This window comes from Mucilaginibacter gossypii (genome assembly GCF_900100945.1).
In the GTDB taxonomy this organism is placed as follows: domain Bacteria; phylum Bacteroidota; class Bacteroidia; order Sphingobacteriales; family Sphingobacteriaceae; genus Mucilaginibacter; species Mucilaginibacter gossypii.
The window spans coordinates 624,354-642,010 of record NZ_FNCG01000001.1 but is presented as its reverse complement, the minus strand read 5'-3'; the positions used below and the strand labels follow the sequence as shown (position 1 = coordinate 642,010).

Below are 17,657 nucleotides of genomic sequence, written 5' to 3'. Positions count from 1 at the left end.
TCTTATTCCTTATACAACAGCTACCTCAGCAGCTAAAATAACAGCCGCTTCTTCTTGTTTTTGCTGCGAAGCCCTCGCTTTGATGAAAAGCATCAGTGTAACAACAGCCAGTATCGCGAACGATAAATAAGCGGTTCCTAATAACTGCTGATTTTTGATAGCCATAATATTTACAATTCCATAGCTAAAAAATGAAGTGATAATATAAAGTGAGCCGCCGGTCACGCCGCTTGCAATACCCGCATTTTTTGAAAACCGGCCTAAACAGTAAGCAAATATATTATTGAATATAAAGCCAGATAACAGGTGAACCAATGCTGTAAATGCCATCAGCGTAAATAAATTTGTTTTAATCCCTGCTGTGAACACCATTAAAGCGGCAAAGCCTAATTGCAGTGCAAGCGCTATAGATACTTTTTTGATAAGCGGCTTCCTGATGAGGGTTTTTGAAATAATACCGCCCGCCATCAATGATACCCCCGAAAGCAGCGAACAATAACCGGTTACCACAGGCGACAAATGAAATACATGCTCAATTATAAAAGGGCTGCTCATACCATACACCACCAGCATGGCATAGCTCAGGGAGATCAGGATGAGGCCCAGGGAAAAATCACGGGTTTTAATGGTAGCCAGGTAAACCTGCAGAATACTTTTGGCTTTGAACGGGTGATAATTTTTTAATGATTCGCCACCGTATACCAGCTCTAAAACAAGTAGTGAAAGAGTGGCTATCCCCAGGAAAAGGAAGTTGGATTCCCAGCCAAAGGCAGCTTCAAGGTAACCTCCGATAAAAGGCGCTACAATAGGCGCGGTTGCCCAGATGATAGAAAAAAGACTTGTATAATGTTTAAGCTGCTCGCCCGAGTACATATCTACAAAGTATGCCCTCTTCCCTACCACAATAAGCGCTACCGTGATGCCCTGCAAAATACGCATGGCATAAATAAGCTCAATATTATGGCAGATAGCTATGACAAAACTTGCAAATGCAAACACCAGTAAAGAGACAGTACCGATACGGTACCGGCCAAAGCTATCGAGCAAGCTGCCAACAAACAACTGACTAACGCCCGAACTGATCATAAACGCGATGAGCGAAAGCTGAACGGCCGAATTATTGACAGCTAATTCCCTGGCCATAGAAGGTAGGGAAGGTATATAAATATCAGTTGCAAAACCCGAAAGCGGGATCAGCGCGAACGCTAAAATTGTGCTGATGCCCCTGTGGTGTTCTTTTATAAGTTTCATAGCTTAATGTTGAAATTTAACAGATCGTAAAAACAGTATGCTGTGCGTTTTTATTTAAAACAAAAGTAGACTAATTGGTTTATTAAATAAAACCGTTTGGTCTACTTTTAACCATATTTACATTACTGTGTCAATCGCTGTTTAATCGGCTTATAAATACACGCATTCATAAGATGAGTGTAAAAAAATCAACCTAAAGTTATACATTTACAAACCAAACCCGAAAATAAAACACTAGCTGACAGATATTTACAAATAATAAAACATTCAGTTAATTTCAATAGGCAATCAACGGCCTTTATTTTTTTTTAAACCATTTAGTCTATATTTGCATAGTAAATAACTGAAGATGAGCAAAGGCGAGCAAAAAAGGCAATTCATTATTGAGCAAGCAGCGATTTTATTTAATGAGAGGGGAATTGCCGGCACTTCTGTTGATGAGGTACTTGAAGTTGCCAATACCAGTAAGGGATGTTTTTATGGCCATTTTGAAAGCAAAGACGAGCTGGCACAAGCCGCTGTTGATTACCTTTTAGGAAAACTAAACGACAGAAGGAACAACACAGTAAGCAAACATAAAACTGCCATTGCCAAGATCAATGCCGCTTTAGACAACAGCAAAAATCCATTGAAAAGCTATATTGAAGGCGGCTGCCCGATAGTTAATTTTTCGACAGAGACGGATGATACTAACCCGGCCATCAAAAAAAAGTTAAAAGACATGGTTGATACCGCAATAACAACCTATGCCAATATTATTCAGGACGGAATTGAAAACGGGGAACTCTCAAACGCCATAAATCCCGTTGAATTTGCAACCCGGATGATGCTTTCGATAGAAGGAGGCAACGCGATCTGCAGGGTATTAAACAGCACAAAACCAATGCAGATCATGATCAAAAGCCTGAAAACTGAACTGGCATCATATGCCCTGGAAAAAGCATAAACACACTATGGCTTTGCAATAGCCTCACTGATTAATTGTTCGGCCTGCGCACTCCCCGGGCCGGGAGCGTCAAAACTGAGCATTTTGCCTTCTTTATCAATCAGTATATATTTTGGAATTGCATAGGCTATGTATGATTGTGCAACTGTACCGTCTTTGTCATAAAGCTGCAGCCAGTCCGGCTTTTCTTCTTTGAGTGCATTTCGCCATTCCTTTTCTCCGTCATGTACGGCAATACTGACAAAAGCAACCTGCGGATTAGCTTTGAACTTGTCGCTTAGCTTTTTATATGCAGGCATCTCCTGGCGACATGGCCCGCACCAGCTGGCCCAAAGATCAATATAAATAACTTTTCCTTTAAAATCGGCCACGTTAAAAACCTTGCCACGGTCGCTGGGCAAAGTAAAAGCCGGGGCCGGTTTCCCAATTTGCACGTGCATCAGCTGTAACTTTTTTTCGGTAAAATTACCGGTGATGTTATTTTTTTAAGCCGGGTTACTTATTGCGTCAATGAATACACGCATCTCCTTTTGGGCTATATTCAATTTTTCAAGAGAGTTAGCACTACCAATTCTCTTTTCAACGTACCGGTTTAGATAATAGTCCCTCACCTTGCCGGTAAAAAGCTGTTTGATTTTGCCAAGTGTGTACCCGGGCTGCTTCACCGAAGCAGAATCGCGCAGCAGATCCAGCCGCTGTTCATAAGCATAATAAAGGGGTAAAACCCATGATTTATAGTCTTCTGATACTAAATATTCGTCATGCGATATACCTTTTGAAAATGCTGAAGGGGTATTTTTTGATACCAGCTCCCGCATCTGCGCTGCATTGTATTTACTCAAATCAAGGTGCTGAAGCAGCATGTAAAAATTTAAGCTTTGATTATCTAAATCAATCATTTTCTTAAACGTATTGAAATATTGATCCTGCTTTGCCGGCTTGTTAAACACAACATTTAGTAACGAGTCTTCTAACGTCTTGCTTTTTTTAAGGAACGGGATTAACTCATCGGTCTTTAGTTCATACCACGCTGTTTTGTCGTTCCGGGCTACCAGGATTGAATCTAATTTTACACGGTATTGATTGGTTTCGGCACCTATACCGGTTATCTTTTTAGTTTTCGACAGGTTGACGTAATTAATGGCATCACCGGTTATATGGAGATCATAGCCCGGTGCTACATAGATCCGGTTGATTTGGGTATTGTTTTGCTGGATGCTGGTGCGTTGAGGCTTTACTATTTTGTACGTTTTTAAATAAAACTCACCCGAATCATTAAGCCTGATCGTATCCATAAGAAGTTTACCGTTGGCATCTTCAAAAAAGATCTTCAACATCTTTTCGGCCGAATTGCTGAGCTTTCCCTGGATAACAAGTGGTTGAACCGGGTTTTGAGCTACCCCCCCCCGCTGATAAAATAAAATGAAAGCAGGAACAGGATCATTTTTTTCATAGATGTATAGGTTTAAACAAATATAAAGTTCAGCAGCTTATTTAATACAACTTCGGGATTTAGTTTGCATGTTATCCCAATCCTGACGCAAGCCGAACCAACGATGGTTCAAAAAGAAACATAATCCCGTCAGCTTTGCCAAATCATAAAAAATTAAAAATTATAATAAAATGCTAAATCGATTTAATTATATTAGTCAAACCAATTTATCTACTTAATGCAAGCAGGAAAAACAACCTGACCATCACCAATTAATCAATGAAATCTGCATGAAACACCTTCTGATTTTAATTTTATCTGTAACTATCCTTCTCTCATCACAAAACACTAATGCCAGGCCTGTTCATAAAACTGCAGAGGAAAAGACATGGAATGCGCAATGGATCTCCATGCCCGGCATCACCGGAAATGAATACGGCATTTATTATTTCCGTAAAAACATTGAGCTGACCAACAAACCGGCCGGCTTTGTCATTCATGTATCGGCAGATAACCGTTACAAATTGTATGTAAACGGCACATTGGTATCATTAGGCCCGGCAAGGGGCGATACTTTTTACTGGAACTATGAAACCGTCGACCTTGCGCCTTATCTCGTAGCCGGTAAAAATACCGTAGCTGCTTTAGTGTGGAACGAAGCTCAATACCGCCCTGAAGCGCAGATCAGTGTCCGCACAGCCTTTATTATACAAGGTAATTCAGCAGCCGAAGAGATCCTTAATACCAATAACACCTGGAAAAGCATTCAGGACAAAGGTTATCAGCCCATCTGGGGCTATTTTGCAGCCAGCACCGGCGAAATGGTGGATCTGAATAAAAGCATTATGAACTGGTATTTGCCTAACTTTGATGATAGCAGCTGGCCGAAGGCGGCAAACCTCTTCGGTGGGCAATTAAAGGGCCGGTGGGACGGTTTCGGATGGCAATTGGTACCGTCCTCCATTCCGCACCAGGAATTAATTTGCGAGCGGATCCCTGTTGTACGTAAAGCCTCCGGGATGGATGTTCCCCCGGCTTTTCCGGGCACTAAGGCACCGCTTACTATTCCTGCAAATACTACAGTTACCATACTGCTTGATCAAACGCATCTTACCAACGCCTATCCTACTATTAATTTTAGCGGTGGGAAAGATGCGGGGATCTCTTTAAGCTATGCCGAATCGCTTTTTGATAATTTAAGCAAATATGGCATGCGTAAAGGTAACCGTAACGATGTGGAGGGCAAGGATTTTTCGGGCAGAAATGATAGTTTGATCTCCAATGGCAGCAAAGGACAATCATATACTACGCTCAACTTCCGCACTTTTAGGTACATCCGCTTAATTGTGCATACACAAAACGAGCCTTTGGTTATTGATGACCTGTATGGCACCTTTACCGGGTATCCATTTAAGCAGCGTGCCGTTTTCAATACCGATAATAAGGAAATAAAACAGATGCTCGATATTGGCTGGCGTACGGCCCGCCTTAATGCATTTGAAACCTATACAGATTGCCCTTATTACGAGCAACTGCAATACATCGGCGATACCCGCATCCAGGCAATGATATCCTATTATTATAGCGGCGACGACCGGCTGGCCCGCAATGCCATTAACCTGATGGACCACTCCCGTTTAACAGAGGGCGTTACCCAAAGCCGTTACCCTACGCATGATACCCAAATTATTTCAACTTTTTCGTTATGGTACATAGGTATGCTGTATGATTACTGGATGTACCGCAATGACAGTAAATTTATTAAGGATAAGCTGGATGGCGAACGGGCAGTATTAAAGTTTTTCAGCCAATACCAACAAGCTGATGGCTCATTAAAAAACACCCCTTACTGGACTTTTGTGGATTGGGCCAGCGGCAAAAACTGGGATGTAGGCTCGCCGCCAAAAGGCACCGACGGCAGTTCGTCCATTATTGATTTGCAATTACTTTGGGCTTATGAGTGGGCTGCCGCTATGGAAACAAAAATGGGCATGCCCGGTTACGCCACTTTATACAACAAAGAAGCTGCGAAACTTAAGCAAACCATTCAACGCAAATATTGGGACCCGACAAAAATGCTGTATGCCGATACATGGGACAAGAAACAATTTTCGCAGCATGCCAATTCATTAGCCATACTTACAGGCATGGTGAAAAACGCAGATCTGCCTGTGTTATCCAAACGATTATTAACCGATACCTCATTGACCCAATGCACCATTTATTTTAAATATTACCTGCACCAGGCCTTAGTAAAAGGTGGTTTAGGTAACGATTATATGAACTGGCTGGGTATCTGGCGCGAGAATATTAAAATGGGCTTAACCACCTGGGCCGAATATTCCGACCTTAAATACAGCCGTTCGGACTGCCATGCCTGGGGAAGCAGCCCTAACATTGAGTTCTTCAGGACTGTTTTGGGTATTGACAGCTATTCGCCCGGATTCAGCAAGATCAAGATCGACCCTCATTTGGGAACAATGACCAATGTGAGCGGCGAGATCCCACACCCTAACGGTAAGGTTGCAGTAGCTTATGTTTTAGAAAATAAAAAGTGGAAAATAAAGGTCAGTTTACCGCAGCATACATCCGGCGTATTGGTTTGGAAAGCAAAATCCTACCCGCTTAAAGGCGGTGAAAATGTGATGGTTATTTAAGAAACTCGAAGAAGCTGTTTAAAAACGAATGAAATGAATGTTTTTTGCAGAGACGCATCACATGCGTCTCCCGTAGGACAAGCCGTGCTTAATAAGCGAGCAAGCGTAAAATGGATGCGGGAGACGCATGTGATGCGTCTCTACATTTGGAAATCATCGTTTTTAAACAGCCTCGAAGACTTACGAAGTTTTAGAAACTTCGTAAGTCTGGTTTTTATTATTTAAGATCTTTAATTGAGCAAATGCCTTTCGTCCTGCCTTAAAATCATTTGTTCCCTGGCGCTTAGCAGCACCATAATAAATAATCCAAGTAAAATACAAACAACCACACCAAAATTGGCTGTAAGTATACTTGAACTTACATTTCTTTGTCCGCTTTGCAGCAGGCGGTTGCTCTCGCCAACCTGTATCGCTATCAGTTGATCAAGCGATTTAAGGGCCTGATTAAAAACATACTCTGCATTATTCAGGCCAGCTTCCTGCTGCTGCAGATCACGCAATTGCACACGAAAGGTCTTCCATTTTGCTGATTCTTCGCGTGTTAATTGAGTGGCCTCATATTTCTTTGCTAACGCTTCTATAGCTGCATAATTACCATTAATTTTTACCTGGACATCTGCACCAGAAACAGCTGCCAGTTTATTTTCATAAAGCCGACTGCTTATTTCATGCACAAAAGTAGCTGGCAATAAGCGGTCCTTCATAATGGATGTCAGCGTTTTATCCAATTCTTTAACATTGTCCCGACCATTCCAGTTGGCTAATAAAAGCATAGCGGTAAGCACAGCTAAAGCCAAAACCATTCTCGCTTTATTTTTTATGATAAAAGCCCGTGTCATAACAGTAAATTTTTATTAAAGATAATAAAAGGATGCCCGGTTACAGAAAACCTATCCCCTGCAAGTGTATTATTTACATCTGCTAATATATGGTTCTTTTAAAATTAATCAATCTTTAAACCGGATGATGATCCCCTGATCTGCAGATTAGTTTTAAGAATTATGGAATGAGAAGCGGTACTACCCCCCTTGGTATTAAGCTTTTTGAGTAACACGGTGATCACATTATCGGCAATTTCTTCAACCGGCTGAGCTATGGCGGTTACCGGGGGCGAGTACAGCTTAAAAACGTCATAATCATCAAACGATATAACGGCCATATCCCCGGGCACTTTAATACCCAGTGTGTTAAATACTTTTAACCCGCAGGTACCTACGTGGTTGGTGCCAAAAACTACCGCGTCGAGATCCTGATGCTTTTTAAAAAAGGCCATCATCGGTTTAATGATCATTTCTTCGTCCTGGTTAAAAACAATCTCTTTAACCACCGGAGCAAAACGGCTTTCCTTCAGCGCATCCTTATAGCCCTGCATCCGGGCCAGCATTTGTGTTTGTGACGAAGCGAAAGTAACGAAGCCTATATTTTTGTAACCCTGTTGTATTAAGTGCCTGGTGGCATTATAGGTGCTGAAAAGGTTATCAATCTCTACATAATCGGTATTTACTTTGGGTAAATGCCTGTCGAACATTACCACCGGCAGGCCATCCTTAAGCAGTTGTTCTACATCGTCTTCAATACCTTCGGGTGGAGCAATAATATAGCCATCCACATGCCTGTCACGAAACATACTAATCAGTTCCCTGGTTTTTTGGGTATCATTATCGGTACTGCAATAAATTATTTTGTAGCCGTTTTTATAAGCCCTATCCTCAATAAGCCGGGCTATGCTTGCAAAAAAAGGGTTTGAAATATCTTCAACCATTAAACCAATGGTATTTGATTTACCGGTACGCAGGCTTTTAGCCAGGGAATTAGGTTTATAACCCACTTCTTCTACATATTTGGTAACACGCTCTACCAGGTCTTCACCTATCCGTTTTTCCTTTGCACGCCCGTTCAGTATAAACGATACGGTGGTTTTAGAAACCTTTAATTCATTGGCGATATCAACAATCGATAGTTTTTTCAATGGCTTATAATTGGCTAAAATCAAATATAAAATATAATCGCTTAATAACCATGATTTATTAAGCGATTATTGGCCAAAATATAAAAATAAATCGATTAAGCTAATTTGCTGATATTCCTTTTTTATTCAGTTTAGGATAACTGATCCCGAATAAAAATATCACCATATAACAAATGATAGGCAGGTAATAAGCTGTCGCAACATTGTGATTAGCAATCAGGCCCATAACCGGCGGAAACAATCCCCCGCCTACAACTCCCATTACTATAAATGAGGACGCGTTTTGCGTTTGTGAACCTAAATTTTTCAACCCCAGGCTAAATATAGTTGGGAACATAATACTGAAGAAAAAGTTGATGAACAGCAATGCAACAAATGACACCACGCCAAATCCCTGTGCTACAATAACACACATCAGGATATTGCCCAGGGCAAATACCGCCAGCAGTTTGTTTGGCGCTATGTAACGCATCAGGAAGGTGCCAATAAAACGGCCGGCCATCATCATCACCATACTTAATGAAAAATAATAGCCTGCGTGTTCATCAGTCAAGTGCATAATTTCGTGTCCGTAGTTAATGAAAAACGCCCATGTACCTCCCTGGGCAGCCACGTTAAACAACTGAGCTATGGCAGCAAATACAAAATGCTTTTTCTTGAATAGACTTTCCTCAATATGTCCTTCGGCAGCAACAGCGTATGAATCCGTAGCTACCACATGTGGATCTTGTAAAGGGGGCACTTTTAAAAATGAAAATGCTACACCAACCAATGCTATCACCGTTCCTATCACAATATATAGGTGTTTGACAGATATCAGGTCGTTAGAATGCTCCTGCCCTCCTTTTAAAACGAAATAGCCGCCCAACAGCGGACCAATAACGCCGCCGACACCGTTAAAGGCCTGCGAAAAGTTAATGCGCTGGTCGCTGGTACGCTGATCGCCGAGAGAGGCAACAAATGGATGAGCAACAGTTTCGAGCGTAGCCAGGCCGCAAGCCAGGATAAACAAGGCTATCCGGAAGAAGTCAAACGATTTAGCATCAGCCGCCGGAACAAACAGGAATGCACCTGCAGCATAAAGCCCGAGGCCTAAAAGCACACCGTTTTTATAACCAAATTTTTTCATGAACATACCTGCCGGGATGCCCATCACCGCGTAAGCGCCAAATAATGATAACTGTACATAAGCCGAACGCGACTTTGAAACATGCAAAACATTTTGAAAATGCTTGTTTAATGTATCGCCGAGGGTCATGGCTATGCCCCAGAGCATAAATAATGAGGTTACAAAAATGAGTACGACAAGGAACTTGCGTTCGGTGAATTTGGGTTTGGTATCCATTATGCAGGTTTGTTTGTTAATTGGACCGGTAAATTAGTTTAAAACTTCAAGGTACCAAAGGCTTATTATTACTTTTCCGTTATTACCGGATCGTTATAAGGCTGTACCAATAGCTTCAGCTTGTCCTTGCCCAGCAACGCTGCATCAAATTCAATCCAAATATCTTTTGATTCGCCCTTCATCAGCGAAAAATAGTTATCATTCATTATTGCGGGCAGTATCTGTTCGCCCGTGCCGGCTTTTGTTGCCTGTACGCGAATAGCAAATGCAGCCGCCTTTGATGAGGATGGGTTGCTGATCTTTGCATCCACATAATACTTGCCGTTAATTTGCTTTATGGTTGATGATACTTTCAGGTTAACCTTTGGCAGTTGGTTAATGGCGGTAAAATCTGTACGTTTATTACCCCGCCAGTAAAAATTATCTGATACCAGTTTTCCGTTTTTATCAATCAATCTTAGTTTGATGAAATGAACATCCGTAAGACTGCTGCTTTTCGGCACGCCGCCGTACACCTCAAAATCCCAAAGAGAGTAGCCCCAACCCGATCCGCGTTGTAATCCATACATACGCACGTATCGGCCTTTCACTTCATCAAAGGTAACCTGTTGAACACCGACATGCCCATCGCCGCTTTCATAAACATCTTTCCAGCTTTTGGCATCGTCAGATACCTGGATCTTGAAAGCTTTACCATATGCCTCCTCCCAGTTTAATTTCACGCCGTTTACTTCTTGCTCTTTACCCAAATCGACATAGATCCATTCGACATCATTTGAATTACTGGCCCACCTGCTTCCTGGATTACCATCCGTTACAGAACCGGCCTTACCCATGGTGGTTGATGATGCAAAAGCAGGTTTGTTTAGTGCCAAATTTTCGCGGTTATCAGCAAAAGCCATGGTAAAGCAATTCAGCGCTGTATTCGATGGCGCATCGATAGTTTTTGACTGGCTGTATTCTTTTACGATCTGTCCATCGCTGTTATAAACATCGGCATAAGCAATGAGGCTGTTTTCGGCAGTGCGAGTAGTGTTGATCACTTTAATAGCATTATTTACCGGGTTCCATTGAATATGCACCGGTTCGCAGGCTTTTTTAGCCCCCCAGTAGGCACCGGTGAGGTCATAGTAGTAATCATAGGTTTGCCACACCAATGAAGGATAGGCCGACTGGCTCATCCAGGTCATAATGCCCGAAGCATCTTCCCATATATTATCTTCCCAGCCTTCGTACATGGCTTTATTGGTTTCGATGTTCAGCAGCTGTGCTTTACGGCAATAATCTTCGATACCCGAAGCGGCTCCGTAACGGTTTTTAATTCCATCGTCGTACCTGTCGGGGCCTGCATTACCTGCGGACGGACCAAAGAAATGCAGGTTCCACATCTCATTGCGGGGCCACCATTTATCCTTCGGCATAAATTTCTTAAAGCTGTCGAAATTAGTAAACACCGCCGTACCTATCTCGCTGCGAAGACCCCAACCCTGGTTACCGCCAAAGCCATTAGGAAAACGGCTGAAATACCAGCGCGGATCAAAGTTAGTCCACGGACCGCTGCCTGTTAAATTCCCTGCATGCGAGTTAGATTGATAATACCTGTCGTTACCATCGTAAGCGCTAATGTCCTCACGAAGCCAGTTATTTAGCGGAGGTAAAGGCTCGCCCTCATTATCACCGCACCAAATGGCAATGGATGGATGGTTCCTGAACCGTTTTATTTTTTCGATGGCATTGGCATTGAAAGTATTTACATCATTAGGCAGGTTGGGGATAGAGTTAAGCCAGAAATCATCCCAGATCATGATGCCGTATTTATCGCAGGCATCATAAAATTCTTCATCCGTGGTTGAGCCTATCCAGTTGCGGATGATGTTAAAATTCATTTCCTTATGCAGACGCACTTTGGTATCATACTCGTCTCCCCGGCAACGCAGCATATACTCGGTCATCCCCCAATTGCCGCCCTTTAAAAATACTTTGGTGCCATTTACATATAAATGCAATACATGGCCTACGGTATCATAGCTGTATTTTTTGATGCCGAACCGGATCTGTTTGCTGTCAGATACTTCATCGCCCAATTTCAGGCTTAAGTTACAGGTGTACAGGTTGGCATCGCCATAGCCATTGGGCCACCACAGTTTTGGGCCGTTGATCACCAGCTGCGAAAAATGTTTTGGGTCGATTTTTACCTCGGCATTGCTGTTAGCACCCACAAATATTTTTTGGGTAAACCGGATATTTCCAGGATTAATAACACCGGTCAAGGTCCCTGTTTGAAAAGTATCCGTGCTGTTTTTCACCTCAACCGAAACCGATACTTCAGCCCGGGCGGTAGTAGGCACATCTGTACGAATCCAGGGATCATTAATGGTAAGGCTACCTGTGTTGCTCAGGTAAACATCATCAGTAATGCCGCTATTGAGGCCCGGTACATAAGGCATCCAATCCCAACTGGCGCTGGGTATATATGTTGGGCTGGCATAATTTACCAATGGGTTCAGCGGACAGTAAACCAAAACAGCCAGCGTATTTGCCCCTGTTTTATTTACGAGTTTGGTTACGTCATACATGCCCCGCTGCATAAAACCATCTAAGCTACCTATCTTCTTCCCATTCAGGTAGATCTCGGCTTTGCGGTTAATACCTTTGAAATTAAGCCAGATTTTTTGTTTGGTGAAATTGGCGGGAGTATTAAACTCAGTACGGTACCAGAAATTGCGGTCGTACTTCTTTTTATCAACCTTATAAATATTATCGCCAAAATTGGGATCCTTTTCCAAACCGGCTGCTACGTATGATGAAAATACAGTACCGGGTACGATAGCCTTTACCCAATCAGTAGCGGCGTAACCGCTTTTGTAGATGTCAAGACTATCGGCTCCCAGGTCGGCCTGGGCTTTTACTTTCCATGTGATTTGTTTATTGGCGTTGTTGAGGTAAAAGATTTCCTGTGCTGATGCCGGGTTGAGCAGCAGCATCACCGAAGTAAGTAATAGAATTGACTTTTTTATTTTGTAAATATTGATCATAAAATCGTTTTAGCGGATATTCTTATAATTCTTATAGTAAACCGTCATTGTGAGGAACGAAGCAATCCCAAACTGTACAAAGCGGACCTGCTAATCGGGGATTGCTTCGTTCCTACCATGACATAATAAAAAATACAGTCATGCTGAACTTGTTTCAGCACCCCACATGCAAGGCCGCTTGCATAGCCGCTCAGCGCGTGGGATCCCGAAATAAATTCGGGATGACGGGTAGTGTAAATGTCATTTCACCTTCAGAGGCCTCCGGATTTAAACACTCGCAATGACGTTTTCCATATTCTTCTTAATTTTGTTATTGAGCTTTTGATAGCGAAAACGGCCTATCTTCAGAAGCGACACCCCGGTTTATAGCCGGTTTGTCGCCCATTTCAAAATGCAGTACACCGCCGTTCATAATATCGGCCTGGGTGATCCAGTTATGGGTATAAGGCTTGCCATTAAGCGTCGCCGACTGGATATACACGTTCTCCTTGTTGTTATTGTTAGCTTCTATCACGAACTTTTTCCCATTTTCCAAAGCGATGGTCATCTTTTTAAATAGCGGACTACCAATCACATACTGATCGGTACCGGGGCAAACACTGTAAAAGCCAGCGGCGCTCAACACAAACCAAGATGACATCTGTCCTTCATCCTCATCACCAGGGTAACCATTTTCGCCGGCGTTATACATCTTATCCATCACACTGCGCAAATGCTGCTGCGCCTTCCATGGCTGGCCGGCATAGTTGTACATGTAAAGCAAGTGATGAATAGGCTCGTTGCCCTGCGCATACTGCCCCATTTTAAAGGCAGCCATTTCCGTCATTTCGTGGATCACCTGGCCGTACCCTCCTACCTTGATGGTTCCAGGCTCAGTAAATACCGAATCAATCTTAGCAGTAAAGTTCTTCTCTCCGCCCATCAGGTTGATCAAACCCTGCGTATCCTGAAAAACAGACCAGGTCCAGTGCCAGGCATTACCTTCGGTATAGGGGCCACCCCAATCCATAGGGTCAAAAGGTTCAACCCAATTACCTTGCCCATCTTTCGCGCGCATGAAACGGGTTTTGGTATCAAACAGGTTTTTATAATTGTACATCTGCCGGGCAAAAACATCTTCATAAAATTTATTACCGGTGAGTTTCGCCAGTTGATATCCGCAAAAATCATCGTATGCAAACTCCAGCGTCCAGGCGGTTGAACCAAGGGTTTGCGGCGTAAAAGGCACATAACCATTGGCATAATATTCCTTCCAGCCCGGGCGGCCATTGGCACTCCCCCACGGACCTTTATTGGTAGCTTCATGATAGTAAGCCTCCAGGGCTTTTTTGGGGTCGAAGGTGCGGATCCCTTTTACCCAGGCATCGGTTAACAGGGATATGGCATGGTTCCCCAGCATCCCTCCTGTTTCACCCGGGAACGACCAGGCCGGCAACCAGCCGCATTGTTGTTGTGCATCAAGCAGCGCATTTACAAGCCGGCCTTCCATTTTGGGGTGCAACACCGTATTCAGCGGGAATTGAGCACGGAAAGTGTCCCAAAAACCATTATCGGTATACATATAACCGTCATGTACCTTGCCATCGTAAGGGCTATAATAGTATGGCTTCCCATCTTTATTATATTCAAAAAACTGGTGTGAGAATAGATTGGCGTGATACATGCACGAGTAGAAAGTCGCCTTCTGATCTTCCGTAGCCCCCTCAATGGCCATACGGCCAAGCAACTGGTTCCATACTTTATCAGCAGCTTTACGGGTATCATCAAATGATTTGTATTTACCCAGTTCAGTTGTCAAAGTAAGTTCGGCCTGCTCCGGGCTGATATAGGACGAAGCTACTTTGGCTTGTACCGTTTCTCCATCTTTAAATTTGATATAGGCCCCAATACCTTCGCCCTCTGCCGATCCGTTCTTTTCCGAAAGGGTATTCTTTTTATTTTCCCAGGTGCCGTAATCGGTAAAGGGCTTATCAAAAATAATGACAAAGTAGTTCCGGAAATCTTTAGGGGCCCAGCGGCAATTGTTTACGTAGCCTGTTATCTTCCGCTCGGCCGGGATAATTTTTACCCCGCTCATTTTAGTGTAGCCATCTAAAACAAGATAAGAGGCTTTACCTTTCGGGAACGAAAACCTCAGGTGTGCTCCCCGTTCGGTCGGCGACATTTCGGTTGTAATATTATTATCAAGTTTTACCTTGTAATAGCTGGGTTGAGCGATCTCGTTATCGTGGCTAAATGATGCCGCCCGTCCGTCTTCATTAACAACCAGTTTACCGGCAACCGGCATGAGCGAAAACACCGCATAATCGTTAACCCACGAACTGCACTGGTGCGATTGCTGAAAACCGCGGATAGTATGCTCAAAGTACTGATATTTCCATCCATCGCCGTTTTTGCCGGTTTGCGCCGTCCAGGTGTTCATGCCGAAAGGCAGCGAAGTAGCCGGATAGGTGTTACCGTACGAGAACTCGTATTTGGTATTGGTGCCCTGCCGGGTATTCACATACTTAACAAGGTTAGCCTTCTGCGCAAACAGGTTTCCGGCATACATAAGCGCAACTGCGCAAATAAGCGAACGTATTTTCATTGGGTTATATTAAACACTAATTCCATTCGTGCTCCTTCAATTCGAGCCTATTCGTGTTCATTAAATTTTACCCTGATAAATCTTGGCCTGTACAGGTTAGGGTATTTTTTCAGATCGTTTAAAAAATCAACGGAGTTAATATTGTAGCTGATCAGCAGTTCACCGGGCTTTGATAAGCTTGGATGCGCCTTGGCATTATAAACCACAAACGTTTTGGCGATAAGGTCAGGCTTGCAATCCCATAATTTAATGATCGGGCCAAACGGACCTACCGGGCTCGCACCTATGCGCATCCCCACCGATGTGGTCATCCCCCCTACCTGGAATATCAGCGCGTAACGCCCATCAGGCAGCGGACTAAAACTTAACTCATTTGATACGCTGCTTGTTACATTGGCAACCTGTTCCATATCGGCAACCCAGGCTTTGCCATTATAGAAAGTCCACTTACTATAATCTTCAAAATCCCCGGGCAGTACACGGGCAACCATCAGGTGCTTGGCCATGCCACGTACCCCATAAACATAAATATAACCATCGGGCTTTGGCGCACCGGCTTCTTGGGTATTTACGTAAATGCCGGCACCAAAAGAGCCGCTTTCCCCTTTCTGATCTACCAGGTAAAACGGCGTATCCATTTGCTTCAGGTCTTTATACGGCGGCTTACTGTTTGCGGGGATTTTGATGAGTGTATTGCCAACTTCCCTGAAACCAAATGCTTCGTTGCTTACGTTATGCACCCTGTACCCAAAAATGTAGATATTGTTATTCAATGCCTGGTTTACAAAGCCATCGCCAAGCCAGTAGTAATCTGTAGCTCCTGTTTTAGGTGTATGGGGGATAAAAATAGACTCCGGTTTTCCTTTAGCATTTTTATCCCAATAAAATTTCATTTGTTTATCCAAAGGCTCGTTGCCTTTTAGTTCAGCTACCGCATTGTGGATCATGATGGCTCCCGGCGCCGTTGTGTTATCACGCACCGCGCCTATCATGCTGTCGCTGAAAACAAAAAGCACTTTATCGCTATGTTTTGCCTGGCCGGTCTCCTTCCCACTCAAAGGAATGGTATAAATACCATCGCCCCCAAACCAGCCCGAATCACGCTTTAACAGGGCCGACCATTCCGGCGCGGCCTCTACCTTAAATTTAATATCGGTAAGATTAACGGTATCAGCTTTTTGCGCAAAGGCCCTATTGGTTAAAACCAGGCCCAAACAAGCTAAACAAACAAGGGTAATTTTCTTCATTAAATAATATTTATACTGGTAAATGTTTATGATGATGGCTTTTGCGTTTAACAAACAGCGCAATAAAGCCTGTTAATCCACCCATCAGCATTAAAAAGCCAATGAAGCCGGCCTGGGTAAATGGCAAACCTAAAAAATGATAAACCGGGTTTATCCGGATCTGCTCTATCAAAAAACGCTCGGTACCGTTGAGCACAAGGTACAGGAAAAACATAAAACCGGGTGTAACTATCCGTTTACGAAAAACCCACATCAGCAAAAACATACCAATGCAAAGTGCAGCCTCATAAAACGGCGTGGGGTATACCGGGTTAGCCAGTTGATTGCAATAGTTACCCAGGCAACCGGGCAGCAGTGTACCGGCATTGATAGCATTATGCGGATAATTGAACGCCCACATCCAATCGGGCAGCCAGCTTAAAAAACCGGGTTTTAGATGTGGGTTAACCTTACCCCAGTCACCGTCACCCGCCAGTTGGCAACCAATACGGCCAATGCCGTACGCCAGCATCATGCCCGGTGAACCGATATCGGCAAGGTGCACCAGTTTAATGTTACGCCGGTGGCCGATATACAAATAAGTCAATGCGCCAAAGATCAGGCCGCCGTAATAAGCAAATCCGTTGGCCGAAAATATAGTACCCAGCGGATCATATCTCAACCTGCCAAAATGCTCAACGATATCAAAAAGCTTGGCGCCAATGAAACCGAAAAATCCAACACTGAAAACAATCAGCCCCATTAATTGATAAGGGTGTACAGTATATTCGGTTGTTTGCGGTTTAGGCAATGCAAATTTCTTTCGATCGCGGTAAATCCAGAAGGCAAATGCACCTCCAATAAGTACGCCGGCTGTTAAATTCCCCTGCAATGAAAGGATATATGCCCGCGGGTTTGCAGCAAAAACCTGGTAGTTAAAAACGGCTCCAAAAAGTTTAAAGCCAAATAAAAAACCGGGCAAAAAATTAATGATCATTTCAGCTGCCGAAGCGGGTTTTCCGATGATTACCTTCCGCTTAAATGCACTGATCTTTCCAATGGCTTCATACCGTTTAAATTCTGAAGTAAACACTATGTAGGCAAATAGAAAGGCGAGTGCAATAAAAAAACCAAGCGTTTGGATAGGAAATCCAATCCGGATATGGAAGAGATAATATATCAGATCGCCGATGGTCGGAAACATATCCT

The 17,657-nt window shown here is 43.4% G+C and carries 12 protein-coding genes; 2 read left to right on the top strand and 10 right to left on the bottom strand.

Annotation, left to right across the window (positions count from 1 at the left end; all coding sequences use genetic code 11):
• Positions 1 to 9: 9 nt before the first annotated feature.
• Positions 10 to 1,251 carry an MFS transporter gene (locus BLS28_RS02730; RefSeq protein ID WP_091162756.1) on the bottom strand — a complete coding sequence of 414 codons (1,242 nt, stop codon included), beginning with the start codon at positions 1,249 to 1,251 and terminating at the stop codon, positions 10 to 12.
• 349 nt (positions 1,252 to 1,600) lie between these two features.
• On the opposite strand from BLS28_RS02730, the gene BLS28_RS02725 reads away from it, so the two are divergent.
• The gene (locus BLS28_RS02725) at positions 1,601 to 2,197 is read left to right on the top strand and encodes a TetR/AcrR family transcriptional regulator (RefSeq protein WP_091162755.1); all 597 of its coding nucleotides are present in this window, start codon (positions 1,601 to 1,603) and stop codon (positions 2,195 to 2,197) included.
• 5 nt (positions 2,198 to 2,202) lie between these two features.
• Here the strand turns inward: BLS28_RS02725 and BLS28_RS02720 are convergent, their stop codons facing one another.
• Entirely contained in the window at positions 2,203 to 2,637 is a 435-nt protein-coding gene (locus BLS28_RS02720; RefSeq protein ID WP_091162754.1) for a TlpA family protein disulfide reductase, read from the bottom strand.
• Positions 2,638 to 2,682: 45 nt separating this feature from the next.
• Positions 2,683 to 3,534 (bottom strand): hypothetical protein, encoded by an 852-nt coding sequence (locus tag BLS28_RS02715; RefSeq protein WP_091162753.1) that lies wholly within the window; start codon positions 3,532 to 3,534, stop codon positions 2,683 to 2,685.
• 385 nt (positions 3,535 to 3,919) lie between these two features.
• Here BLS28_RS02715 and BLS28_RS02710 point away from each other — a divergent pair, with 385 nt between their 5' ends.
• On the top strand, positions 3,920 to 6,286 hold the full coding sequence (locus tag BLS28_RS02710; RefSeq protein WP_091162752.1) for an alpha-L-rhamnosidase-related protein: 2,367 nt from the start codon (positions 3,920 to 3,922) through the stop codon (positions 6,284 to 6,286).
• A gap of 230 nt (positions 6,287 to 6,516) precedes the next feature.
• Here the strand turns inward: BLS28_RS02710 and BLS28_RS02705 are convergent, their stop codons facing one another.
• From BLS28_RS02705 to BLS28_RS02675, 7 genes are all read right to left on the bottom strand, one after another.
• Positions 6,517 to 7,125: an MCP four helix bundle domain-containing protein gene (locus BLS28_RS02705; protein WP_091162751.1), complete on the bottom strand. Its 609-nt coding sequence runs from the start codon at positions 7,123 to 7,125 to the stop codon at positions 6,517 to 6,519.
• A gap of 104 nt (positions 7,126 to 7,229) precedes the next feature.
• Positions 7,230 to 8,255: a LacI family DNA-binding transcriptional regulator gene (locus BLS28_RS02700; protein ID WP_091162931.1), complete on the bottom strand. Its 1,026-nt coding sequence runs from the start codon at positions 8,253 to 8,255 to the stop codon at positions 7,230 to 7,232.
• 100 nt (positions 8,256 to 8,355) lie between these two features.
• Positions 8,356 to 9,600: an L-fucose:H+ symporter permease gene (fucP, locus tag BLS28_RS02695; RefSeq protein WP_091162750.1), complete on the bottom strand. Its 1,245-nt coding sequence runs from the start codon at positions 9,598 to 9,600 to the stop codon at positions 8,356 to 8,358.
• Positions 9,601 to 9,668: 68 nt separating this feature from the next.
• On the bottom strand, positions 9,669 to 12,635 hold the full coding sequence (locus BLS28_RS02690) for a discoidin domain-containing protein (RefSeq protein ID WP_091162749.1): 2,967 nt from the start codon (positions 12,633 to 12,635) through the stop codon (positions 9,669 to 9,671).
• A gap of 310 nt (positions 12,636 to 12,945) precedes the next feature.
• Positions 12,946 to 15,222 carry a GH92 family glycosyl hydrolase gene (locus BLS28_RS02685; protein WP_091162748.1) on the bottom strand — a complete coding sequence of 759 codons (2,277 nt, stop codon included), beginning with the start codon at positions 15,220 to 15,222 and terminating at the stop codon, positions 12,946 to 12,948.
• A gap of 47 nt (positions 15,223 to 15,269) precedes the next feature.
• On the bottom strand, positions 15,270 to 16,469 hold the full coding sequence (locus BLS28_RS02680) for a DUF5005 domain-containing protein (RefSeq protein WP_143020677.1): 1,200 nt from the start codon (positions 16,467 to 16,469) through the stop codon (positions 15,270 to 15,272).
• A 10-nt stretch (positions 16,470 to 16,479) separates the two neighbouring features.
• Positions 16,480 to 17,652 carry a prolipoprotein diacylglyceryl transferase gene (locus BLS28_RS02675; protein ID WP_091162746.1) on the bottom strand — a complete coding sequence of 391 codons (1,173 nt, stop codon included), beginning with the start codon at positions 17,650 to 17,652 and terminating at the stop codon, positions 16,480 to 16,482.
• Between the last annotated feature and the right edge of the window lie 5 nt (positions 17,653 to 17,657).